Annotated in this window: 22 protein-coding genes; 14 read left to right on the top strand and 8 right to left on the bottom strand. The window is 71.7% G+C overall.

All coding sequences use genetic code 11. From position 1 onward, the window contains the following. Window positions 1–40: 40 nt before the first annotated feature. Both AC2XR2_RS01680 and AC2XR2_RS01675 read right to left on the bottom strand, forming a co-directional pair. On the bottom strand, window positions 41–499 hold the full coding sequence (locus AC2XR2_RS01680; RefSeq protein WP_491514020.1) for an iron chaperone: 459 nt from the start codon (window positions 497–499) through the stop codon (window positions 41–43). Window positions 500–749: 250 nt separating this feature from the next. After that, window positions 750–1,205 carry a carboxymuconolactone decarboxylase family protein gene (locus tag AC2XR2_RS01675; protein ID WP_381303440.1) on the bottom strand — a complete coding sequence of 152 codons (456 nt, stop codon included), beginning with the start codon at window positions 1,203–1,205 and terminating at the stop codon, window positions 750–752. Between the two features lie 183 nt (window positions 1,206–1,388). Between AC2XR2_RS01675 and AC2XR2_RS01670 the strand changes: the two genes are divergently transcribed. Together AC2XR2_RS01670 and AC2XR2_RS01665 are read left to right on the top strand one after the other, a co-directional pair. Next, entirely contained in the window at window positions 1,389–3,860 is a 2,472-nt protein-coding gene (locus AC2XR2_RS01670; protein ID WP_491514019.1) for an ATP-binding protein, read from the top strand. A 220-nt stretch (window positions 3,861–4,080) separates the two neighbouring features. Continuing rightward, window positions 4,081–5,799, top strand: a complete 1,719-nt coding sequence (locus AC2XR2_RS01665; RefSeq protein WP_491514018.1) for a cellulase family glycosylhydrolase — start codon at window positions 4,081–4,083, stop codon at window positions 5,797–5,799. Window positions 5,800–5,877: 78 nt separating this feature from the next. Here AC2XR2_RS01665 and AC2XR2_RS01660 read toward each other — a convergent pair whose 3' ends face one another. Next, complete coding sequence (locus tag AC2XR2_RS01660) at window positions 5,878–6,450, bottom strand: TetR/AcrR family transcriptional regulator (RefSeq protein WP_491514017.1); 573 nt, start codon at window positions 6,448–6,450, stop codon at window positions 5,878–5,880. Between the two features lie 146 nt (window positions 6,451–6,596). Here AC2XR2_RS01660 and AC2XR2_RS01655 point away from each other — a divergent pair, with 146 nt between their 5' ends. Then, the gene (locus tag AC2XR2_RS01655; protein WP_491514016.1) at window positions 6,597–7,616 is read left to right on the top strand and encodes an aldo/keto reductase; all 1,020 of its coding nucleotides are present in this window, start codon (window positions 6,597–6,599) and stop codon (window positions 7,614–7,616) included. 376 nt (window positions 7,617–7,992) lie between these two features. After that, entirely contained in the window at window positions 7,993–8,913 is a 921-nt protein-coding gene (locus tag AC2XR2_RS01650; protein ID WP_491514015.1) for an LLM class flavin-dependent oxidoreductase, read from the top strand. On the opposite strand, the gene AC2XR2_RS01645 is transcribed toward AC2XR2_RS01650, so the two are convergent. Together AC2XR2_RS01645 and AC2XR2_RS01640 are read right to left on the bottom strand one after the other, a co-directional pair. Beyond that, on the bottom strand, window positions 8,876–9,784 hold the full coding sequence (locus AC2XR2_RS01645) for a glycoside hydrolase family 16 protein (RefSeq protein ID WP_491514014.1): 909 nt from the start codon (window positions 9,782–9,784) through the stop codon (window positions 8,876–8,878). The genes AC2XR2_RS01650 and AC2XR2_RS01645 overlap by 38 nt on opposite strands. A 266-nt stretch (window positions 9,785–10,050) precedes the next feature. Further along, window positions 10,051–10,368, bottom strand: a complete 318-nt coding sequence (locus AC2XR2_RS01640) for a hypothetical protein (RefSeq protein ID WP_449352237.1) — start codon at window positions 10,366–10,368, stop codon at window positions 10,051–10,053. Window positions 10,369–10,868: 500 nt separating this feature from the next. On the opposite strand from AC2XR2_RS01640, the gene AC2XR2_RS01635 reads away from it, so the two are divergent. The 5 genes from AC2XR2_RS01635 to AC2XR2_RS01615 all read left to right on the top strand — a co-directional run bounded on the left by AC2XR2_RS01635 (window position 10,869) and on the right by AC2XR2_RS01615 (window position 15,856). Next, window positions 10,869–12,062, top strand: coding sequence for a PP2C family protein-serine/threonine phosphatase (locus AC2XR2_RS01635; protein WP_491518385.1), 1,194 nt, complete (start codon window positions 10,869–10,871; stop codon window positions 12,060–12,062). Window positions 12,063–12,103: 41 nt separating this feature from the next. Next, window positions 12,104–13,714, top strand: a complete 1,611-nt coding sequence (locus tag AC2XR2_RS01630) for a sensor histidine kinase (protein WP_491518384.1) — start codon at window positions 12,104–12,106, stop codon at window positions 13,712–13,714. Then, window positions 13,711–14,157, top strand: coding sequence for a response regulator (locus AC2XR2_RS01625; RefSeq protein ID WP_381303424.1), 447 nt, complete (start codon window positions 13,711–13,713; stop codon window positions 14,155–14,157). Before AC2XR2_RS01630 ends, AC2XR2_RS01625 begins: the two co-directional genes overlap by 4 nt. A gap of 367 nt (window positions 14,158–14,524) precedes the next feature. Continuing rightward, window positions 14,525–15,298, top strand: coding sequence for a chitosanase (locus AC2XR2_RS01620; RefSeq protein ID WP_449352304.1), 774 nt, complete (start codon window positions 14,525–14,527; stop codon window positions 15,296–15,298). A gap of 123 nt (window positions 15,299–15,421) precedes the next feature. After that, complete coding sequence (locus tag AC2XR2_RS01615) at window positions 15,422–15,856, top strand: hypothetical protein (RefSeq protein ID WP_491514013.1); 435 nt, start codon at window positions 15,422–15,424, stop codon at window positions 15,854–15,856. Window positions 15,857–15,886: 30 nt separating this feature from the next. On the opposite strand, the gene AC2XR2_RS01610 is transcribed toward AC2XR2_RS01615, so the two are convergent. Next, a complete protein-coding gene (locus tag AC2XR2_RS01610) occupies window positions 15,887–16,561 on the bottom strand; it encodes a hypothetical protein (RefSeq protein WP_381303422.1) in 675 nt (224 codons plus the stop codon). 163 nt (window positions 16,562–16,724) lie between these two features. Then, a complete protein-coding gene (locus AC2XR2_RS01605) occupies window positions 16,725–17,030 on the bottom strand; it encodes a hypothetical protein (protein ID WP_491514012.1) in 306 nt (101 codons plus the stop codon). A 109-nt stretch (window positions 17,031–17,139) separates the two neighbouring features. Between AC2XR2_RS01605 and AC2XR2_RS01600 the strand changes: the two genes are divergently transcribed. The 4 genes from AC2XR2_RS01600 (at window position 17,140) to AC2XR2_RS01585 (ending at window position 21,985) form a co-directional block, all read left to right on the top strand. Next, window positions 17,140–18,030 (top strand): helix-turn-helix transcriptional regulator, encoded by an 891-nt coding sequence (locus AC2XR2_RS01600; protein WP_491514011.1) that lies wholly within the window; start codon window positions 17,140–17,142, stop codon window positions 18,028–18,030. A gap of 193 nt (window positions 18,031–18,223) precedes the next feature. Beyond that, the gene (locus AC2XR2_RS01595; RefSeq protein ID WP_491514010.1) at window positions 18,224–19,948 is read left to right on the top strand and encodes a PP2C family protein-serine/threonine phosphatase; all 1,725 of its coding nucleotides are present in this window, start codon (window positions 18,224–18,226) and stop codon (window positions 19,946–19,948) included. Between the two features lie 111 nt (window positions 19,949–20,059). Further along, window positions 20,060–21,181 carry a DUF475 domain-containing protein gene (locus AC2XR2_RS01590; protein WP_381303470.1) on the top strand — a complete coding sequence of 374 codons (1,122 nt, stop codon included), beginning with the start codon at window positions 20,060–20,062 and terminating at the stop codon, window positions 21,179–21,181. 48 nt (window positions 21,182–21,229) lie between these two features. After that, window positions 21,230–21,985 carry a DUF4097 family beta strand repeat-containing protein gene (locus AC2XR2_RS01585; RefSeq protein ID WP_491514009.1) on the top strand — a complete coding sequence of 252 codons (756 nt, stop codon included), beginning with the start codon at window positions 21,230–21,232 and terminating at the stop codon, window positions 21,983–21,985. Between the two features lie 30 nt (window positions 21,986–22,015). Here AC2XR2_RS01585 and AC2XR2_RS01580 read toward each other — a convergent pair whose 3' ends face one another. Then, on the bottom strand, window positions 22,016–22,459 hold the full coding sequence (locus AC2XR2_RS01580; protein WP_381303412.1) for a DUF4383 domain-containing protein: 444 nt from the start codon (window positions 22,457–22,459) through the stop codon (window positions 22,016–22,018). 275 nt (window positions 22,460–22,734) lie between these two features. Here AC2XR2_RS01580 and AC2XR2_RS01575 point away from each other — a divergent pair, with 275 nt between their 5' ends. After that, complete coding sequence (locus AC2XR2_RS01575; RefSeq protein ID WP_330269194.1) at window positions 22,735–23,001, top strand: DUF5133 domain-containing protein; 267 nt, start codon at window positions 22,735–22,737, stop codon at window positions 22,999–23,001. The last annotated feature ends 6 nt before the right edge of the window (window positions 23,002–23,007 follow it).

Below are 23,007 nucleotides of genomic sequence, written 5' to 3'. Positions count from 1 at the left end.
GGCCTGTGCATCTGTCGACCCCTCTTCCCGCTCGTGCTCCTCAGCCCGCCGCCCTCTTCACCAGTTCACTGATCCGCGCCTCGTCCGCCGCGGTGAGCTTCGTGAGCGCGAAGGCGGTCGGCCACATCGTGCCCTCGTCGAGGTTCGCCTTGTCGTTGAAGCCGAAGGTCGCGTACCGCGCGTTGAACTTCTGCGCGCTCTGGAAGAAACAGACGACCTTGCCGTCCTTGGCGTACGCCGGCATCCCGTACCAGAGCTTCGGCGCCAGATCCGGTGCGCTCGCCTTGACCACGGCGTGGATCCGCTCGGCCATGACCCGGTCCGAGTCCTGCATCTCGGCGATCTTCGCGACCACGGCGGCCTCTTCCTCCGCCGCCTTGTCGGCCCGCGAACTGCGGCGCGCCGACGTCTTCAGCTCCTGGGCGCGCTCCTTCATCGCGGCGCGCTCCTCGTCGGTGAACGTCTCGGTCCTCTTGGTGGTCTTCCGCGTGCTGGTCATGACGGTTCCTTCCGGCCTCGGACGGTCAGGGCGTGGTCAAGTGGTGGGGAGGGGGCGGGCAGGGCGAGAGGGCGGGGACAGGGCTCAGGGACATCCTCACGCGGGACGGCGCATCGCGCCGGTCAGCCCCACGATGGGCGGCGGGTCGCGCTGGTCAGCCCCACGCGGGACCCCGTATCGCGGCGGTCAGCCCCACGCGGGACGGCGCATCGCGCCAGTCATCCCCACGCGGGTCCGCGCACCGCGCCGGTCAGCCCCACGCGCCGGCGATCTGCCGGGTCGTGGCGTTGAGCCGGTTGAACAGGTTGGTCACACCGACCATCAGCACGATCGCGGCCAGTTGCTTCTCGTCGAAGTAGGTGGCGGCGGTGTCCCAGATCTCGTCGCTCACCGCGTCGGGACGGTCGGCCAGCCGGGTCGCCGCCTCGGCGAGCGCGAGCGCCGCCCGCTCCTCCTCGGTGAAGTAGGGGGCCTCCCGCCACGCGGCCACCGTGGCGAGCCGCTCGTCGCTCACCCCGGCCTTACGGGCGGTCTTGGCGCCGCCGTCGACACAGGCGCTGCATCCGTTGATCTGGCTGACCCGCAGATGCACCAGCTCCAGCGTCTGCCCGTCCACGCCGCCGGTGTGCACGGTCTTCATGAGCTGCTGGATGGGCTGCATCGCGTCGGACAGGACGACGGCGGGGTTCTGCATACGGGACTGCATCTGACTGCTCTCCTTCGTCGGACTGTGCCCCGTCCCTGCGGGGCGTGATTCCATCTCAGCCGAAAGGGGTTGTCAGGACGACGGCCGTGGGACACCGTGGGACAGCCGCAACGGCGTTGAACAGGCACGATCCGGCCCGGACAACTACTGCCGGGGCGGGACAGGGGGCGGGGGACAACTGTGGTGGAGCACGACAGAACAGCGGGCCACGATCCGCAGGAGGAGCTGGCCGCCCGGCTGCGGCTGCTCCAGGAGCTGTCCAAGCGGGGCGTACGGGCCCTCGCACGGGACGCCGGACTCAGCTCGTCGTCGCTGTCCCGCTACCTCAGCGGCCGAACCGTCCCGCCCTGGCCCGCCGTGATCGCCCTGTGCCGCCTCGTCCAGCGGGACCCCCGCCCGCTGCGCCCCCTGTGGGAGCGGGCCTCCAACCCCCTTCCGGCGCCGCCGAAGACCAGCCGCCAGGTGCCGCCCCCGGCGCCGCCCGCCGGGGTGCCGCGGCCACCCCGCAACGACCTCCCGCGCGACGTGCCCGACTTCACGGGCCGCGAGGCCCAGCTGGGGGCCCTGCTCGACGGGATCGCCGACAGCCGCGTGATCGCCGTCGACGGCATGGCGGGCGTCGGCAAGACCTGCCTGGCGGTGCACGCCGCGCACCGGCTCACCGCCGACTACCCGGACGCCCAGCTCTACCTCGACCTGCACGGCTTCACCGCGGGCCGCGCACCGCTCGACCCCGACCGCGCACTGCGGACCCTGCTCGCCGCGCTCGACGTGCCCTCCGAGAAGGTCCCCCAGGAAGGCGGCGTCGAGGAGCTCGCCGCCTGCTGGCGCTCCGAACTCGCGCACCGGCGGGCCGTCGTGGTCCTCGACAACGCGGCCGACGCCGACCAGGTCCGCCCGCTGCTGCCCGGAGCCGGTCCTTCCGTCGCCCTGATCACCAGCCGCAACCGGCTGCTGGGCCTGGACGAGGTCCCACCGGTCTCCCTGGACGTCCTCACCGAGCAGGAGAGCGCCGAACTCCTCGCCCGCGCCGGCGGCGAGGCCGACGACCCCGAGGGGCGCCTCGCCCGTGACCCCGAGAACACGGCCAAGGTGCTCCGGCTGTGCGGTCGGCTGCCGCTGGCCCTGCGGCTGACCGGGGCCCGGCTGCGGCACCGGCCGGGCTGGACGGTGGGCATCCTCGTCGAGCGGATGGCGGAGGGGGCGAGCGAGTTCGACACCGCGTTCGCCATGTCCGTACGGCAGTTGGACCGTGCGAAGGCCCGGCTGTTCCGTCTGCTCGGCCTGCTGCCCGGGTCGTCGTTCGACGAGTACGTGGCGGCCGCGCTGGCCGATGTGCCGCTGCGCGACGCGCGGGCCATGCTGGAGGACCTCCTCGACGCGCACCTCGTCCAGCAGCCGGCGGCCGGCCGTTACCGGCTCCACGACCTGGTCCACCAGCACGCCCGCCGGACCACCCTCGAGCAGGACTCCGCGACGGAACGGGACCGGGCGCTCACCCGGGTCCTCGACTACTACGTGCACGCGGCCGCCGCCGCGGACGCCGCGATGCCGTTCCCGGGCCTGAGCCGCGCCGCCTCGGTGAACGGCCCCGCGGCCGAACTGCCGCGCTTCGACCACAAGATCGCCGCCCTGATCTGGTTCGGCACCGAGTACCTCAACCTGTTGGCCGCGTTCGAGGCGGCGGAGAACGCGGGCGCCGACCGGCACCTGTGCGAACTACCGCGCTTCATGCGGGCGTACTTCGCCCGGCGCTGCGGCACCACGATGCTCAACGGCCTCTTCGAACGGTCCCTGGCCGCCGCGCGCCGACTGGGCGAGCCCCTGCAACTGGCCGAGGCCCACAGCGACGTGGGCTTCGCCCGCTACAACGCGGGCCGGATGGCGGAAGCGGCGGCCGCGTACGACACGGCGGCCTCGCTGGTGTCGGAGTCCGGTGACCTTCGCGTCGAGGCCGAACTGACCATGCGGCGCGGCTACTTGAGATGGGACGAGGGATACGTCGAGGAACCCCTCGGCCTCTTCCGGCTGGCGGGGAAGCTGTACGCGGACGCCGACTGCCCCATGGGCACGGCCCACGCGACCGCGTACGAGGCCTGGGCGCTGCTCCAGCTGGGGCACCGCGAGGAGGCCGCGCAGCTTGCCCGCACGGCGCTGGAGGTCCCGCACGCCGACGGGGCGTGGCCGCCCACCCTGACGGCCCTGATCACCCTCGGCGTGGCCGTCGCCGACGAGGAGCCCGACGAGGCCACCGAGCACCTGACCCGGGCGCTCGCGCTCGCCCGCGAGGACGGCCACCGGCACAACGAGGCCTGGTGCCTGAACTGCCTCGGCGTGGCCCTGCGCCGGATGGGCCGCTACGACGAGGCACTGGCCGCCCACGAGCAGGCGTTCTCGTTGCTGGACGAACTCTTCGAGGAGCACTGGAAGATCCACTTCCTGAACCCCTACGCCGAGACCTGCCGTCTGGCAGGCCTCTCCGAGCAGGCCCTGCACCTCCACCGCCAGGCCCTGACCCTCGCCGAGCGGCTCGGCAACCGCCCCGCCGAGGCCCAGGCCCACGAAGGTCTGGCAACTCTCCTCACCGAAACGGACCCCGCCGCGGCGAGGGAACACCGGGCGGCGGCGCGGGCGGTGCTGCCGGAGGTTCCCTAGAGCGACCCGTCGTCCAGGCCCCAGGCAAAGCCATGGACTTCAGGGAAGCGCTTCGACGCGCGAGCTTTTGAACTCCCATGCGGAACAGCCCGTTCACTACGTCAGCCGGTTGCGCTAGGCTCCCGCCGCATGTCGAAGCGCTTCGACGATGACGCATTCGACGACGCTTTCGACGATGACGCCGACGTGGCGGAAGCCCTTCGACTCAATGGAGAGTTCTATGCCGAGTTCAGCCGGTCTCACTCGCCGCCAGGTCATGACGACCTCCGCGGCCCTCGCCGTCACCGCGCTGTCCGTCCCGACGGCCGCCCAGGCCGCCGCCCGGTCCACCGGCTCCGCCGCGTCGGCGTCCGCGCTGGACGTGGTGGCCGCCATGCAGCCCGGCTGGAATCTGGGCAACACCTTCGAGGCCATCGGCGCCGACGAGACCGCGTGGGGAAACCCGCGGGTGACCCGGGCGTTCCTGCGCAGACTGAAGGCGCAGGGATTCAAGAGCATCCGGATCCCGGTCACCTGGGGCCAGCACGAGGGCCCGGCTCCGGCCTACACCCTGGACCCGGCGTTCCTGGCCAGGCTCAAGGAGGTGGTCGACTGGGCCCTGGCCGACGGCTTCTACGTCCTGATCAACATGCACGGCGACGCGTGGCAGTGGGTGCCGGACATGCCGACCCGGCACGACGAGGTCCTGGCCCAGTACACGGCCACCTGGCGGCAGATCGCGGCCGCCTTCCGGGACGAGCCGCGCCGACTGCTCTTCGAGAGCATCAACGAGCCCTTCTTCAACGGCAGTTCCGGCGACGAGCAGAACGCCGTCCTGATCGACGAGCTCAACACGACCTTCCACTCCGTCGTGCGCGCGAGCGGCGGACGCAACGCCGACCGGCTGCTGGTCATGCCGACCCTGGGGGACACCCCGGACCAGCCCAAGATCGACACCCTGCTCGCCACCTTCGCCGCGCTCGACGACCCGAACCTCGTGGCCTCGATCCACTACTACAGCTTCTGGCCCTTCAGCGTGAACCTCGCCGGGTACACGACCTTCAACGCGGCCACCCAGCAGGACCTGACCGACACGTTCGACCTGCTGCACAGATCCTTCGTGGCCAAGGGGATCCCGGTCGTCGTCGGCGAGTACGGGCTGCTCGGCTGGGACTCCGGCCCCGGCACGGTCGAAGAGGGCGAGACGCTCAAGTACCTCGAACATCTCGGCTACTACGCGCGATATCGGGGCCTGACCACGATGCTGTGGGACAACGGCAGCCGCTTCAACCGCCGCACCATGCAGTGGAACGACCCGAGCCTGTACGCCCAGATACGTTCGAGCTGGACCGAGCGCTCCGGCACCGCGTCCACCGATCAGCTCTTCGTCCCCAAGGGCAAGCCCGCGACGGACGCGACGATCACCCTGAATTTCAACGGCACCAGGCTGAAGAGGATCGACGCCGGTGACCGCCCCCTGATCCGGGGCGCGGACTACACCGTCAGCGGCAGCACGCTGACGATCGCGGCGGCGACGCTCGGCCGGCTGACCGCGTCGCAGGAGTACGGCACGAACGCCGTCCTCTCCCTCCGGTTCACGGACGGTGTCCCGTGGGCCGTCCATGTCATCACCTATGACAAGCCGGTGCTGACGAGCGCGACCGGCACGACGACCTCCCTGGTCATCCCCACCGCGTTCAACGGCGACAAGCCGGCGACCATGGAGGCCGTATACGCCGACGGCACCGCCGCAGGTCCGCAGTCCTGGACGACGTACAAGCAGTTCAACGTGGCCTTCACGCCGGACCACGCCGCGGGCACGATCACGTTGCCGAAGGCGTTCTTCGACGAGGTCACCGACAACACCACCGTGACCCTCACCTTCCACTTCTGGAGCGGGGCGGTCCTGACGTACACGCTGACCAGGTCCGGCACGGCGGTCAGGGGCACCGCCGCCTGAGAACGGTCCGACGGAGGAGGCGGGGGCGCGGCCACGCGGCCGACGCCACCGCCTCCGCACGTTTCCCGGTGGGCCCGCTCACACCCTGAGTCCGGCGACGAGGATCCCGATCAGCCGCCGCGGGTCGTAGCGCGGGTCGCTGTCCGCGCCGATGCAGAGGTTGCCGACGCCGCGCATCAACTCGTACGCCTGGACACCCGAGCGGATCTCACCGGCCTCGGCCGCCGCGTCGAGCAGCTGGGTGCAGACGGGCACCAAGCGGTCGAGGAAGTACGTGTGGAGCGTGTCGAACCCGGCGTTGTCGGACTGCAACACGCCCGCAAGGCCGTGCTTGGTCACCAGGAAGTCGACGAACAGGTTGATCCACCGCTCCAGCGCCTCGTGCGCGGTCGGGCTGCTCGCGAGCAGAGCCGGGCCGGCCTCGGCGCAGGCGTCGACCTGGTGCCGGTAGACGGCGATGATCAGGTCCGCGCGGGTGGGGAAGTGCCGGTAGATCGTGCCCAGTCCGACACCGGCCTCGGCGGCGATGTCGCGCACCGGCGCCTCGACGCCCTTGGCGACGAACACCGCCGCCGCCGCGTCCAGCAGGGTCTCCTTGTTGCGCCGGGCGTCCTTCCGGCGCGGGGCCTCGCGCCCCGGGCTGTCGTTCACCGTGCCGCTTCCTCCGTCGCTTGCAAAAACGGAACGATGTTCCGTATCGTTCCGGAACGAGGTTCCGTTTGCCCATGATGGCAGAGCGGGGCTCTCGCGACCAAGCCATGCCCTTTGGGCTCCCGCTCCCTCGGAGGATCACGCTCATGCAGTACCGCACCCTGGGCCGCACCGGCGTACAGGTCAGCTCCCTCGCGCTCGGCGCGATGAACTTCGGCCGGATCGGCCGCACCACGCAGGAGGAGGCCACCGCGATCGTCGACGCCGCGCTCGAGGCCGGCGTCAACGTCATCGACACCGCCGACATGTACGGCGACGGCGAGTCGGAGGAGATGGTCGGCAAGGCCGTCGCGGGCCGGCGTGACGACCTCGTCCTGGCCACCAAGGCGGGCATGCCGATGGGCGAGGAGCGCAACCACCAGGGCAGTTCGCGTCGCTGGCTGGTCAGGGAGCTGGAGGCGAGCCTGCGCCGCCTGGGCGTCGACCACGTCGACCTGTACCAGATCCACCGCTGGGACCCGAGGACCGGCGACGAGGAGACGCTGTCGGCCCTGACCGACCTCCAACGCGCGGGAAAGATCCGCTACTTCGGCTCCTCGACCTTCCCCGCCCACCGCATCGTGCAGGCCCAGTGGGCGGCCCGCGAGCACCATCTGAGCCGCTACGTCACCGAACAGCCCAGCTACTCCATCCTCCAGCGGGGCATCGAGACCCATGTCCTGCCCGTCACCCAGGAGTACGGCCTCGGTGTGCTGGCGTGGAGCCCGCTGGCCTCGGGCTGGCTGTCCGGCGCGATCCGCGCGGGCCGGGACATCAGCACCCACCGCTCGGGGTTCCTGCCGGAGCGCTTCGACACCACGGTCCCGGCCAACCGGACGCGACTCGCCGCCGTGGAGCGGCTAGCGACACTCGCCGAGGACGCCGGACTCTCACTGATCCAGCTGGCCCTCGGCTTCGTGACCGTGCACCCCGGTGTGACCAGCGCCCTCATCGGCCCGCGCACGGTCGACCACCTGCACTCCCAACTCGCCGCCGCGGACACGGTCCTGACCGCCGACGTACTCGACGCCATCGACGAGATCGTCGCCCCCGGCACCGACCTGGCCCCGGAGGAGAAGTTCGACACCCCGCCCTCCCTCCTCGACGCGAGCCTGCGCCGCCGCTGACCACTGCCGCGTAGGAAAGGGGACGAGACGGGCGGGGGAGTCGGGGCCGAGCGCCGCGGGTGCGGACGTGCACAAAGGCGGCTCCCGGCCCGCGCCGCGCGTGCCCGCGCCGCGCATCACGGTGGCCCATGGCCCGCCCGCGCAGGACGGCGGCTCAAGGGGACCACGCCGCGCAGGACAGCAGCTCAAGGGCTCAAGGACCACACCGCGCAGGAAGGCGGCTCAAGGGCCACACCGCGCAAGCAGGTAGTCCAAGCGTCGTGCCGAGCAGGCGCGAACCCACGACCCCCGACCCACGCCCCGCACCCCGCCCCACGCGGTGGGCTCGCCCCACACCTCACCCAGCCGCCGACGTACAGGAAAGGCTTCCCACCTCATGCCCCACCACCCCCCGCCCAGCTTCGGCATCATGACCGCCCCCATGCAGACCGGCTACCACGACATCCTCCGCGTCTGGCGCGAGGCGGACACGGTCCCCGCCATCGAGCACGCCTGGCTCTTCGACCACCTCATGCCGATCGGCGGCGACCCCGACGGACCGGCCTACGAAGGCTGGACGCTCCTGTCGGCGCTGGCCGCACAGACCCGGCGGCTACGGCTCGGGGTCATGGTGTCCAGCAACCGCTTCCGGCCGCCCGCCCTGCTGGCGAAGATCGCCACGACCGTCGACATCGTCTCCGACGGCCGACTGGACTTCGGCATAGGCGTCGGCTCCCGCCCCGACCACCCCCTCGCGAGGCGTGAGTACGAGGCCCACGGCCTCCCCTTCCACGACTCGGCGCACGCGGTGGGCAGCCTCGACGAAGCCTGCACGCTGATCAAGCGCCTGTGGACCGAGGAGAAACCCTTCGACGCCCACGGCACCTACCACCACCTCACCGGCGCCTTCGGCAACCCCAAGCCGGTCCAGCGCCCCCACCCCCCGGTCCTCATCGGCGGCCGCGCCTCCTCGACGCTGCGCACCACCGCCCGCCACGCCGACCTGTGGAACATCCCCGGCGGCGACATCGAGGACGCCGCCCGCCGCAGCGCCCTGCTGGACCGCTACTGCGAAGAGATCGGCCGCGACCCCGCCGAGATCACCCGCTCGATCCACCTCGCGGTCTCCTACGACGACCCCGCCCACACCCGCGACGCGATCACCGAAGCCCTCACCGCGGGCTTCACCCACATCGTCCTCGGCCTGCCGACGCCGTACCCCGCCCACGTGGCCCGGTGGGTCGCCGACGAACTCATCACCCCGTCGCTCCGGCCGGCCGTCACTTCCAGCCGTACGCGTACGCCGCCACCCACGTGATGTCGAGCTGCGCGCTGCTCCCCGGCGCCGCCCCCGGACCCTCCAGCGCGCTCTCGTTCTGGAGGACCCAGGACAGCGGCTGGGCCGGCACCCCGCGGGTGTCATGGCCGGTCAGCCGGCCGTCGACGAAGAAGCGGACATGGCCCGGCGTCCACTCGGTCGACACGGTGTGCCATTGCGTCCAGTCGTCACTGCCGGGAAAGTAGCCCTGCTCACCGCCACCGCACGGGTGGTGGAAGGAGCTGAGGGAACCGGTCCACTCCCCTTCGGGATGGTCCATCTCGCAGCCCCCGCCGTAGTGCAGCCAGGCGGACTTGTACCCCGGAGCCGGCCTGGTGACCTTGATGCGCGCGCTGTACTTGCCGTACTTCATCTGCATCACCGCCCGCGGCACCAGCGCGGCGGCGTGGACGGGGCCCCCGTCGGCCGGCCGCCACATCCGCACGGACATCCTGCCGTCGCCGTTCGCCGCGGGACCGACGCTCACGGTGTCCTCCGGGTGGTAGACCCCCACCACCTCCCGACCCCGGCTGCGGGCGGTGTCCGGCCAACCCGTCGGATACGCCCACCAGTTGTCGCGGTACTTCCCGGTCAGCCCGCCGCAGTAGGCCGCGGACGTGTCGACGTGGTGCTCGCAGTCGCTGAAGGAGCCCTGCGGCACCCGGTCGCCGTTGAAGTCCTCGGCGAGGACCTGCCAGAACGGCCCGCAGTCGCCGCGGGGCAGACGGTCGCTGGTGGTGCGGCAGGCGTCGGTCTCGGCGGGGGCGCCGGATGCCCGGGGGAGGCCCAGCAGGCCGCCGACCACGAGCAGGAGGCTCGAGGCCATCACCAGGACTCGCCTGTGGTGGTGCGGCGCTGCGTGTGAACCCATCCCGAGGCTCCTTCAGGCCGACGGCCGAAGTCGGCCCTCCTTGCCGCGGGGAGCACCGGAAGGGCCCGTGCACCGCGGTGGGCGGACTGCACTTCGCGAAGGAACATCCTCACCCGCGAAGCCTCGCGACGCCATCCCCGTGCAGGCATCCCCCGTGTCGCCCATCGCCCGCGCTCCCGTGGCCGCCATCGCCCGTGGCGGCCATCGCCGGCGTCGGCCGTCCCCCGTGCCGGCCGCGGACCCCGCGGCCGGCTCCGCGGCCCGCTTCAGAACTCGCTGTCGATGCCCGTCACGACCGCCGCGCCGAGCGCCGCGTCCCGCTCGGACAGACCGCTGTCCCGCAGTGCCCGGGAGACCAGCCGTACGGCCTCGGCCTCGGCCTCGGACCGGTCGGGGGCCTCGACCTCGACCCGCGCGGCGAACATACCGTCGTCCTCCACGCTCAGCAGACTCAGTTCCTCGCTCTCCCCGAGGTCGGTGTTCCTGGGGTCCTGGGGCCGCAGTCGTCGTCCGACGTCCGAGCAGACGCCGTCGGGGACCTCACGCAGGAAGGTACCGGGGACGGTGATGACGTAGGTGGTCACGGGGACTCCTTTCTGACGTCCTACCCGGTTCCCCACGACGTGGATCGGAACCGGGGGCGGCCGCCGGAACCCGAGAACGGTCGAGTTCGGGAGACGCCCGGCATGCTCGCGCGGATCGGGGGTAAACGCGGCCAGGACAACCGCAACCTCGGGATGGGCGGACGATGACGACGTCGCTGACGGCCGACACACGTACGGCGCCGCGGGAGGCACGGCCCCCGCACGGGACACCGCTGTGCCCCGAGGCGCCCACGACGACCGCCTGTCCTTCCCCCCACCCCTCGGCGAGGACGTGCCCATGAGGTGAGATCGGCCACGGGGTCAGTGCCATCGGGACGGGTACCCCGCGGGGGCCACGCGGCCGGACGCGCGTGGCCGGTGAATCGGATCGTCGCTCTGACCGTTCTACGGAGTCGCCCCGGGCGGCGTCCGAAGGCAGACGACATGTTTGGGCTGGGGAGGTCGGGACCACAGTGATCTCGGAGACTGAGGCTGCCGAGTTGGTGTCGACGACGGCAGCCGGTGCCGAGACGGCGTGGGAGCTCTGGGAACCGTCGGTGCTGCTCGTGGAGGACGATCCCGGCGACGCGGTGCTCGTGGAGGAACTTGTCGTCGACGGCACCATGAAGATGGACCTGCGCTGGGTGCGGTCGATGACCGAGGCCGCCGAGGTGCTCGCCACCGAGACCCCCGACTGTGTCCTGCTCGACCTGCACCTGCCGGACGCCCAGGGGCTGGAAGCGGTCGACCGCGTCAAGGGGCTGGCCGAGCAGGTGGCGATCGTGGTCCTCACCGGGCTCGCCGAGGAGCAGACCGGCCTCGCCGCCGTCGCGGCCGGCGCACAGGACTACCTGGTCAAGGGCCGGGTGGAGCCCGAACTGTTCGGGCGCGCGGTGCGCTACGCGATCCAGCGCAAGCAGACCGAACAGGCCGCCGTGGCCCTCCAGGCCGGTGCGTTCCAGGCCCAGGAGAACGCCCGCCTGGAACGCGGACTGCTGCCCCGTCCGCTGCTGCGCGCCGAGGGCGTCCGGGTGGTGGCGCGCTACCGGCCCGGCCGCGCGCAGACCCTCCTCGGCGGTGACTTCTACGACATCGTCCAGGCCGCCGACGGCACCCTCCACGCGCTCATCGGGGACGTCTCCGGGCACGGCCCGGACGAGGCGGCCCTCGGGGTCGCCCTGCGGATCGCCTGGCGCACCCTCGTCCTCAGCGGGATCACCGGCGCGGAGCAGATGGCCCGCCTCGAGGAACTGCTGATGGCCGAACGTGCCCGTGACGAGGTCTTCGCCACCCTCGTGAGCCTGGCCGCGGTGCCGGGGGAGCAGCGGGCACATGTCGTACGGGCCGGACACCACGGTCTGCTGCAACGGACCGGAGCGGACGTCGAGTGGGTGGAGGTGCCCGGCGGACCGGCCCTCGGCATGGTCCCCGGCGGCGCGCGCTGGCCGACCGCGGAACTGCCGGTCCCGGCGGGGTCGTCGGTGATGCTCTTCACCGACGGCCTGTTCGAGGGTCATGTCAGCCGTGGTCCTGAACGCCTGGGCGAGGAAGGCCTGTTGGCCCTCGCCCGGGAGGGAGCGGGCCTGGACCCGGAGGCGTTCGTCGACCGGCTGATCGAGAAGGCCGAGAGCCTGGCCGAGGCCCGCGGTGGCCTGGCCGATGATGTGGCCGTCGTCCATCTGAACTGGAACTGAGTGAGCAAGACGTGGGGTCGGAGCACAGAGTGAGGCACATGATGGGCGCGGTCCGGATCGGACGCCGACTGACGGTGCAGGGCTGGGTCTACCTGCTGCTGGCCGTCCTGACGCTGCTGGTGGTGATCGGCACCGTGGTGGGCGCTACCCTGCTGAACAGGACGGCGGAGGTGAGCGACCAGCTGCTGCGGCGCGTCCAGCCCGCGCAGAGCGAGGCGTACCGGCTTCAGGCAGCCCTGGTCAACCAGGAGACGGGTATTCGCGGTTACGCGATCACCGCCGACCGGCAGTTCCTCGACCCGTACACGCGGGGCAAGCAGGACGAGGCGAACTCGGCCGACCGGCTGCGGACGTTCATCGGCGACCGCCCCGAACTGCTGGCCGACCTGAGGGCGATCGAAAGCCAGGCGGCCGACTGGCGCCGCACCTACGCCGAGCCCCTCGCGGCCTCGGTCACCCCCGGCAGCCCGGAACCGCTGGACCAGGCGAAGGCCGAGCAGGGCAGGAAGGAGTTCGACCGCCTGCGGGCCCTGTGGGACCGGCAGGACACCGACCTGACGGAGGCGGTCCAGGACGGCCGCGCCCAGCTGATCCACGAACGCACGGTCCGCGACTGGATCCTGGGCGGCATGGTGGCGGCCTTCCTCCTCGCCGGTCTCGGCTGCGCGGTCCTGGTGCGGATCCAGGTGACCCGCCCCCTGGAGGCACTGAGCACGGCGTCGAGGCGGGTCTCGGGCGGCGACTTCGGGTACGTCATCACCGGCCGCGGGCCGGCCGACCTGATCGCCGTCGCCAACTCCGTCGAGGGCATGCGCTGGCACATCGTGGCCGAGCTCGAGGCCTCCCGGGAACAGCAGCAGGAACTGACCCGGCAGGCCGCGGACCTGGACGAGCAGGCCGTGGAACTGCGCCGCTCCAACGCCGAACTGGAGCAGTTCGCCTACGTCGCCTCGCACGACCTCCAGGAGCCGCTGCGCAAGATCGCGTCCTTCTGCCAGTTGCTGGAGAAGCGCTACGGCGACGCGCTCGACGACCGGGGCCGGCAGTACATCGACTTCGCCGTCGACGGTGCCCGGCGCATGCAGGTCCTCATCAACGACCTGCTGACGTTCTCCCGGGTCGGAAGGGTCAACGACGCACGGGTGCCGGTCGGTCTCGACCAGGCGCTGGACAAGGCACTGGCCAACCTGGGGGCGGCCGTGGAGGAGTCCGGTGCCCGGGTCGACCGCCCCGAGCACCTGCCCGAGATCGTCGGGGACCCGACCCTGCTGACCATGCTGTGGCAGAACCTGGTCGGCAACGCCCTCAAGTTCCGCCGGCCCGAGCGCACTCCGCACGTGTCCATCACCTGCGGCACGGACCCGGACGAGCCCGACAGCCTGCTCATGACCGTCACCGACAACGGCATCGGCATCCCCGAGCAGTTCAAGGACAAGGTCTTCATCATCTTCCAGCGGCTGCACAGCCGGGACGCCTACGGTGGTACCGGCATCGGTCTTGCCCTGTGCAAGAAGATCGTGGAACAGCACGGTGGCAGGATCTGGATCGACACCGCTCACACGGACGGCACGCGCTTCTGCTTCACCCTCCCGTCCCTTGTCGAGACCCCGGAGGCGTCCGGGATCGGCACCGAGGAAAAGGCCCTGACATGACCACCCCAGCCGCCAGCCCCATAGACGTGCTCCTCGTCGAGGACGACCCCGGCGACGAGCTGATGACCCGTGAGGCGTTCGAGGACAACAAGATCGGCAACACCCTCCATGTGGTGCGGGACGGCGAGGAGGCGCTGGACTTCCTCTACCGGCGCGGCGACCACACCGATGCGCCGCAGCCCGACCTGATCCTGCTCGACCTGAACCTGCCCAAGTACGACGGCCGGCAGGTCCTGGAGAAGATCAAGTCCGACCCGGAGCTGTCCCACATCCCGGTCGTCGTCCTCACCACCTCGGCGGCCGAGGAGGACATCCTGCGCAGCTACAGGCTGCACGCCAACGCCTACGTCACCAAGCCGGTCGACCTGGACCAGTTCATCGCCGCGGTCCGCCAGATCGACGACTTCTTCGTCCAGGTCGTCCGCCTGCCGCGCCACTTCTGAGGAACCCGGCGAGGGGCGGGCGTCTCCAGCCCCTCGCTGTAGGTACACCTCCAGCTCCGCCACCCCCGGCATTCCACCGATGCCCCGCTCGGCCCGGCCCGTCCGACGGCCAGTGGCGCCGGCGTGTCCGTCAAGGCATCCCCCGGGGATCGGCGCAGTCGAACTCACGCTCCCTCACGCGTAGTTCGTTCGAATCTACAAACTTCCGGCGCAGTGGGTTACTGATCGCGCCGCGCACTGGTAGGAAACATTCCTAACAATCAGGTCCGGACCAACTCTCCACCCCCCACCTCCACTTGGAGTCCCCGTGGAACCTGACACAGTGCCCCCGACCACCCACACCTCCCGCCGCACCGTCCTCGCCCTCATGGGCGCGGTGACCTGCGCCGGAATCCTCAGCCCCGCGCGTGCCACGGCGGCACCCGCGGCCGCGCCGGGTCTCGACGACCCCGCGAAGAAGGAGATCGCCATGAAGCTGGTGTCGAGCGCGGAGAACTCCTCGCTCGACTGGAAGGCGCAGTACAAGTACATCGAGGACATAGGTGACGGCCGTGGCTACACCGCCGGCATCATCGGCTTCTGCTCCGGCACCGGGGACATGCTCGACCTCGTCGAGCTGTACGCCGACCGCAAGCCCGGCAACGTCCTCGCCAAGTACCTGCCGGCCCTGCGCCGCGTCGACGGAACCGACTCCCACGACGGCCTCGACCCGGACTTCCCCGGCGACTGGCGCAAGGCCGCCCGGGACACGGCGTTCCAGCAGGCACAGAACGACGAACGCGACCGCGTCTACTTCAACCCCGCCGTGCGGCAGGGCAAGACGGACGGCCTGCGCGCACTGGGCCAGTTCGCCTACTACGACGCCATCGTCATGCACGGCGACGGCGGCGACGCCACGAGCTTCAGCAGCATCCGCCGACGTGCGCTGCGCCAGGCCAAGCCGCCGGCGCAGGGCGGCAACGAGACGACGTACCTCAACGCCTTCCTCGACGCGCGCGTGTGGGCGATGAAACAGGAGGAGGCACACAGCGACACCAGCCGGGTCGACACCGCGCAACGCGTCTTCCTGCGCCAGGGCAACCTCGACCTGAACCCGCCCCTCGACTGGAAGGTGTACGGCGACAGCTACCACATCGGCTGACCGGCCCGCGGCCCGGCGAGGGGACCGCCCCGAGCCGGGCCGTACGCCTGTCGGGCCGCCGCGAAGCCGCCGCGAAATCGCTCTCGGCGGAGTGTGTTTGGCCTCCGAGCGAGCGGTAACGCGATGTCCATGAGTGAATCGAACGAGCAGACGAACCAAGATTCCGCGCCGACCCGGGCCGCGGCCTCGAAGGCCCGGCGCACCACGGCGAAGGCCACCGCTCCGGCGTCCAAGGCCGCGGACAAGGCCGCCACGAAGACGGATGAGGCCGCGTCAGCGGGCAAGGCCGCGACGGAACGTACGGCCAAGGCCGCCAGTGGCGCCGCGCACACCGCGGCCAAGAGCGTCGAGGCCGGCCGGCAGACCGTCATCACCGCCTCGGGACAGGCCGCGGCCGTCGCCAAGACGGCCTGGACGGTGGTCGCCCAGCGCAAGCTCATCGCCGCGGGCGTCGGTGCGGGCCTGACCGTGCTGAGCGCGACGTCGTACGCGGTGGGGCGCCGCGCCGGACGACACACCCACGGTCCGATCACGCGCTTGACCGGCGGACGGATCTGAGGCGACTCCTCCGCAGGACCTCACGGCCCGTCAGTTCTCCTGGGACAACAGGTCGTCGAGGCGGGTGCCCGCTGCCCAGCGCCGGAGGGCGGGGCCGTCGAGCAGACGGATCGTCTCCTCCCGCCGGGCCCACCGGACGTCGCGAGCGCTGAAGACACCGCGATGCACCACCAGACGCAGCGGCGACTCCCGGTCGCCGCGGTGCGGGTGGGGATGTGGCAGGTCCTCGTCCGGGAGGGGTTCCGCCACCGGCCGGAAGGCCACGTCGATCCGCTGACCGGCCGCGTCCCGGGCACACAGACGCGGCCGGTCCGGCGCGGGCAGCAACCGTACCCGCCACCCGTCCCGGCGCAGCATCCGCGCCACCGCCAGGGCGAGACCCTCGGTGTCCAGGGCGAACAGCTCGTCCGCCGTGTAGTAACCGAGCCGCCGGCGGGCACCGGGGCGCCCGCGCCGTACCCCGGCCGTGACCACCAGGGCCAGGACCGCCACACCGGCGACGGGCACCTCGACCCCGACGGCGCGGTAGCCCGCGGTGAGCGCGGCGACCAGCGCGCACACGACCGCCACGACACCGGCGAAAGCGGGCAGCACATCACGGAACCTGGGCCCGTAGAGCCCCTCGGCGCGCAGCCGGCGCACCAGATGCCGCCTCCGCAGCCGACGGGACGGGACCGGGCCGGACGCCCACGACAGACGTGCCACAGCCCCGGCCCTCCCCACGACGTCCGCTTCCACCCCTCCCTCCACGGATACCCAGCACTCGGCCAAGTCCCTTGCGAGCAGAGGGAATTCGGCCACACGCCCCCAGCGCACGGAAGCGCCGGGGGGCGCGCCACCGGCGCGTCGCACCGGAGCACGGGTGGGATCAGGCGCCGGTGTCGTCGTGGCCCAGGCTGCCGCCCAGTGCGCGGGAGGCTTCGGCCTGGGCGAGGAGTTCCCGGGCCTTGGCCGTGGCGCCTTCGATGGCGTCGGCGCCGGCGAGGAAGCGCTGGGGCGGCTCGTCCTGGCCGGCGATCGTCAGAAGTGCGTGGGCGAGTTTGGCGGGGTCACCGGGCTGCCGTCCGTTGACGCTCTTCCAGGCTTCGACCGTGGCCGTGGTGCGTTCGTCGGCAGGGCCGGGCGCTGCCGGCCCGGCGCTGCGGAACCGTGCGACGGCCCGCTGTCCAGGCAACCACCCACGGCTCCCGCCCGGACCCCCGTACGGGGTACGGCTCTTCCGGGGGTCCGCCAGTACCCCTCACAGCACGCTGACCTGCCAGGCACCGCCGTACGGTGGACCCATGGACCGCAGCAGCGAGATCCGTGAGTTCCTGCGCACCCGGCGGGCCCGGATCACCCCCGAACAGGTCGGCCTCGCCCCGCAGGGCGGCGCCCGCCGTGTGCCGGGGCTGCGCCGCGAAGAGGTCGCCCGGCTCGCCGGGGTCAGCGTCGACTACTGCATCCGCCTGGAGCGGGGCCGCACCCAGGGCGTCTCCGAAGCCGTCCTGGAGGCCCTCGCCCGCGCTCTCCGCCTGGACGAGGCCGAACGCGCCCACCTCTTCGACCTAGCCCAGCCCACCGCCACCACCCGGGCCCGCCGCAGACGCCCGCTCGCACCCCAGCGCGTCCCCCAGGTCCTCTACCGCACCCTGGACTCGCTCGACGTCCCCGCGGTGGTCCAGGGGCGGCGCACGGACGTCCTGGCCGCCAACAAGCTCGCCCACGCCCTCTACACCGACTTCGAGGCCCGGCCCCGCCGCGAGCGCAACTTCGCGCGCTTCGTCTTCCTCGACGAGACCGCCCGCACGCTGTACGCCGACTGGGAGCGGGTGGCCGGCGACTGCCTGGCCGCGCTGCGTCTGTACGCCGGACGCCACCCCGACGACCCGCAGCTCACCGAGCTGATCGGCGAGCTGTCCCTGCACAGCGACGCCTTCCGCCGCATGTGGGCCGACCACGACGTCCAGGCGCACACCAGCGGCACCAAGCGCCTGCACCACCCGCTCGTCGGCGACCTCACCCTGGACTACCTCGTCCTGGCCGTCGAGGGCGACCCCGAACAGATCCTCGTCGTCTATACCGCCGAACCCGCCTCCCCCTCCGCCGAAGCCCTGGCCCTCCTTGCCGCCTGGACCGCCACCTCCCCCTCCCGGCCGCAGGCACCCGACGAAACACCCGACCCGGCAGGCTGACGCCCCGCCTCCTCCCGCGCTCCTCGGCCCTGGCACCCGCACGGACCCTCAGGCCCGGCCCCCGGGGGAACCCGGTTTCGTGGCCGCCGTAGACGGTGAGGCTGGATTCACCGGTGCCTGGGCACCCGGATAGGACGGCACCGCCGGATGCCGTACCGCGACACATGCGGCCGATGAGCCAGGAGAGGACGACATGCCAGGGCCGGAGGACGCCGAGACCCCAGGGGAACGATCACCGACGGCTCCCGCCGCCGTGCCGGTCGCCGCCCTGGACGCCATCGGGACCGCGGCGTACGTCGTGGACGAAGAGGGCCGCGTCATCGCCGTGAACGCCCACGCCGAACAGCTGCTGGGACGTCCCGCCGAGCACCTCATCGGCCGTGACGCGCACGACCTGCTGCACCGGGACGCCCACGGCCACCCCCTGCCGAGGAGCCGGTGCAGCATGCGCCAGGCCTTCCACGACCGGCGCACCGCGCAGGCCGACGAGGACTGGTTCGAGTGCGGGGACGGCACACTGCTCCCGGTCTCCTGGCTCATTACGCCCTACGACCTCGGAGGCCGGGAAGCCGGCACGCTCGTGCTCCTGCACGCGCTGCGCCCCCCGGAGGTCGGCCGGCGCCCGCGGCCAGACACCTCGGGCGAGTCGATGCCCGAACTCCAACGGCTCGCACTGCTGGCCGAGACCACCACCCGGCTGACCTCCACGCTCGACGTCGAGGAGACGCTGCGCCGGCTCACGGAACTGGTGGTGCCCCGGCTGGCCGACTGGGTCGTCGTCGACCTGATCACCGAGCGGGACGAGGTGTGGCGGTCCGCGGTCGTCCACGCGGAGGGCGACGGCCTGGCCCACCGCGAGGAGCTCCAGGGGCCGATGCCACCGGTCCCGGCGGAGTCGCCGATGCCCCTGTCGAGGGCGCTGCGCGGGGTGGCCTCCGCGCTGGCCGGGCCCCAGACCTACCAGCGGGAGCCCGACTCCGGCATCGCGGTCGAGCAGCGGCGCCTGTTCGAGGCCACCGGCATCCGCTCGGCCGTCATCGTCCCCATCCGCAGCACCCGCGCGGTCCTCGGAGCGCTGACCCTGGGCCGGGCCAAGGACCCGGTGGACTTCACCACCGCCGATCTGCCCCTGATCGAGGACATCGCCCGCCGAGCCGGCCTGGCCCTGGACAACGCCCGCCTCTACCAGCGCCAGCGCAAGGTCGCCGAGACCATGCAGAACCACCTGCTGCCCCAGCTGCCGCGGGTGCCCGGGCTGCAGATGACCGCCCGCTATCTGCCCGCTCCCGACGCCTCGCAGGTCGGCGGCGACTGGTACGACGCGTTCTCCCTGTCCGACGGCGCCACCGCGCTCGCCGTGGGGGACGTGGTCGGCCACGACCTGGAGGCCGCGGCCGGAATGGCCCAGCTGCGCAACATGCTCCGCGCCTACGCCTGGGCCCACAAGGAACCGCCGAGCCGTATCGTCGACCGGCTCGACGAGGCCGTCATGCACATCACCGACGTCAGCATGGCCACCCTGATCCTGGCCCGGGTCGAGGCGCGGGACGACGGCCACTGGGAGCTGACCTGGACCAACGCCGGTCACCCACCGCCGCTGCTGATCAGCCACGACGGCCTCGCCCACTTCCTCACCGACGGCCACGGCATCCTCCTGGGCACCGGGGTCCGCACCCCCCGCACCGACGCGACCGCCGTACTGCCGCCCGGATCGACCCTGCTGCTGTACACCGACGGACTGATCGAGGCACCCGGCCACACCCTCGACGAGGGTCTGCACCGCCTGCGCAGACACGCGGCCGCCCTCGCCCACCGCCCCCTGACCTCCCTCACCGACGAGGTGCTGCGCCGGGTCCGGTACGAAGCCAACGACGACGACGTCGCCCTTCTCGCGGTACGGGCACCCACCGGCACGTGATCCCACCCCCGCGCCACCTCGGCGACGGACAACCGTGATAGACAACGCCCGTGACACCGCGGGCTCCCGCGCCCGCCTCCGGCGACGGCCCGACTACAGGACTTGGTGACAGTGATTCTGAAGACCTTCCGGTGGGCGTTCGCGGTCACCGCGCTCGGCCTGGCCGTGGGAGTGCTGTACGACGGATGGGCCGCGTTCGGCATCGTGGCGATCCTGGCCGTACTGGAGATCTCGCTGTCGTTCGACAACGCGGTGGTCAACGCCGGAATCCTGAAGAAGATGAACGCCTTCTGGCAGAAGATCTTCCTCACCGTCGGCGTCCTGATCGCCGTGTTCGGCATGCGGCTGGTCTTCCCGGTCGTCATCGTCGCGATCACCGCGAAACTCAACCCGTACGACGCGGTCCACCTGGCGGTGACCGACAAGGACCGCTACCAGCAGCTGGTGACCGACGCGCACCCGGCGATCGCCGCGTTCGGTGGGATGTTCCTGCTGATGATCTTCCTGGACTTCATCTTCGAGGACCGGGACATCAAGTGGCTGGCCTGGCTGGAGCGCCCGCTGGCCAAGCTCGGCAAGGTCGACATGCTGTCGGTGTGCATCGCCCTGGTCGTCCTGCTGATCACCGCGTTCACCTTCGCCACCCACGCCCACCAGCACGGCGGCGCCCACGCCGACAAGGCGCAGACCGTCCTGATCTCCGGCATCGCGGGCCTGATCACCTACATGGTCGTCGGCGGCCTCTCCGGATACTTCGAGAACCGGCTGGAAGAGGAGGAGGAACGCGAGGAAGCCGCCGAACGCTCCGGCGGGTCGCGGTCGGCCGTCCAACTCGCAGGCCAGGCCGCCTTCTTCATGTTCCTGTACCTCGAGGTCCTCGACGCCTCCTTCTCCTTCGACGGTGTGATCGGCGCGTTCGCCATCACCAACGACATCGTCCTGATGGCACTGGGCCTCGGCATCGGCGCCATGTACGTCCGGTCGCTCACCGTCTACCTGGTCCGCCAGGGCACCCTCGACGACTACGTCTACCTGGAGCACGGCGCCCACTACGCGATCGGCGCCCTCGCCGTGATCCTCATGGTCACCATCCAGTACCAGATCAACGAGATCATCACCGGCCTGGTCGGCGTGGTCCTGATCGGCTGGTCCTTCTTCTCCTCGGTGCGCCGCAACAAGGCACTGGCGGCCGCCGAGGGCGCGCAGGAGACGGACTCGGTCCCGGTGCCGTAGCCCGTTCCCGCCGTCATGTCCGCGGGGGAGCGGGGCATCCGACGAGGTATGAAAGCACGGCCGAAACGGCGCTCGACATCCCTCGTCGCGATGCTGGCACTGCTGCCCCTCGCCGGCGCGTGCACCGATGACGACGGCGGGGGAGTACAGGGCCCGCGGACACCCGGCGGGGCGGCCTCGGCCGAACAGGTGGTGATCGCCACCGACAACGGCCTGCGGCTGCGCCCCGCCGACGGCGACCACGTCACGGTGGACGACCGCGTCGACGGACACTGGTCGCACCACGGGGACGTCTGGACCCTCGACCTCACGTGCGCCGACCGGGCCGCGGACGACGGGGACTGCCCCCGGATGCCGTACGTGGAGATCCCGGACGGCATGCGCGTCACCGCCACCGCCCGCAACGCCGGCGTCGACGTGGCGGGCGTCGCCGCCGCGCTGGACCTCACCACCGTCAACGGCGATGTGACACTGACCCGTTCCGGACGCGACGGCGCCGACCTGCGGCTGTCCACCCGCAACGGATCGGTGCGCGCGACGGCCGTCGCAGCGCACCGCCTGCACGCCGCGACGACCAACGGGGACGTGGTGCTGGGCTGTGCCACGGTTCCCTCGGGCGTCACGGCGACGACGGTCAACGGCTCGGTCGACGTCACCGTCCCGCACGACAGCCCCGCCTACCGGGTCGCAGCGTCCACCGACAACGGCCGCGCCACGGTGGCGGTCCCGGTCCAGCGCGCAGACCGGGACCACACCATGACACTGACCACCGTCAACGGTGACGTCGGCGCCCGCCGGGACTGACCGCGAGGAGCGCGCCGACGGACGCCGGGTTCACCGCGCCGCGGTGGTCCGGCGGCGGGTGAGCAGCATGCCGAGCGCGATCATCCCGATGCCGAGGAAGAAGTGCAGCCAGTCGTCGGCGGTGTTCAGCGGGACGAAGTTCGCCGAACTGTCATGGCCGACGAGCAGTCCGTACAGCCACAGCACCAGATAGACCGCGCCTCCGGCCAGCAGGAACGTGGCCGCCCCGGAGACCGTGCGGGACATCACGACGCCCGCGGCGCCGAAGGCGAGGTGGACGAGGTTGTGCAGGACGGAGACCTGGAAGATCCCGAGCAGTTCGGCTCCGGAGTCGTGCGAGGCGAACTCCATCGTGTCGTAGTCCGTGGTGACCCCCGGGACGAACCCCAGGACACCGACGAGCAGGAACACCACCCCCACCGCGAGAGCGGCTTGTCGTACCGGCGTACGGGTCGTGCGTGTGTGCGTGGTCATGGCCCCGGGCCCTCCCTGATGCGCATCGTCGCGCGAAGCCGGCGAGTACCCCGCCGGGGCGGCACAACCCGTCTCGGGACGGCCGTGCACCGGAGGCCGCCGGTAGTGGTTTGGGCCTCAGAGGCGGGGGCAGACGGCGGTCAGGTGCTTGGGATCACAGGCCCACCGCGGAAGCGGCCGAAGCGGCTCTTCTTGGTGCGTGCCGCCCAAGGTTCCGCCCGAGGCTCTTCCGTGGCGCAGTCCTCACGTTCACCGCGCAGTTGGAGGAGCACACCATGCTCATGGCCCACCCCGTCCTTCTCACCGATCTCCTCGAGCGCTACGAGGCGTTGCGGGTGCTCCATGCGGAGGACGGCAGCGCCGAGGCACGTCAGCGTCTCGAGGACGTGTCCTACACCCTGTGCATCGCCACGGGTACCCGCGACATCGACTCGGCGCTGACAGCGGCCCGCCGTCAACTGGCCGGCGCGTCCGGGGCGCGTCCCGCGTCCGGCGCGTCCGGGGTCCGCCCCGACGACGACGCGCTGATGGCGGGCGCGTGACCCCGG

Source organism: Streptomyces sp. LS-MS-L19 (assembly GCF_058382285.1).
This window is presented reverse-complemented; position numbering and strand designations above follow the sequence as displayed.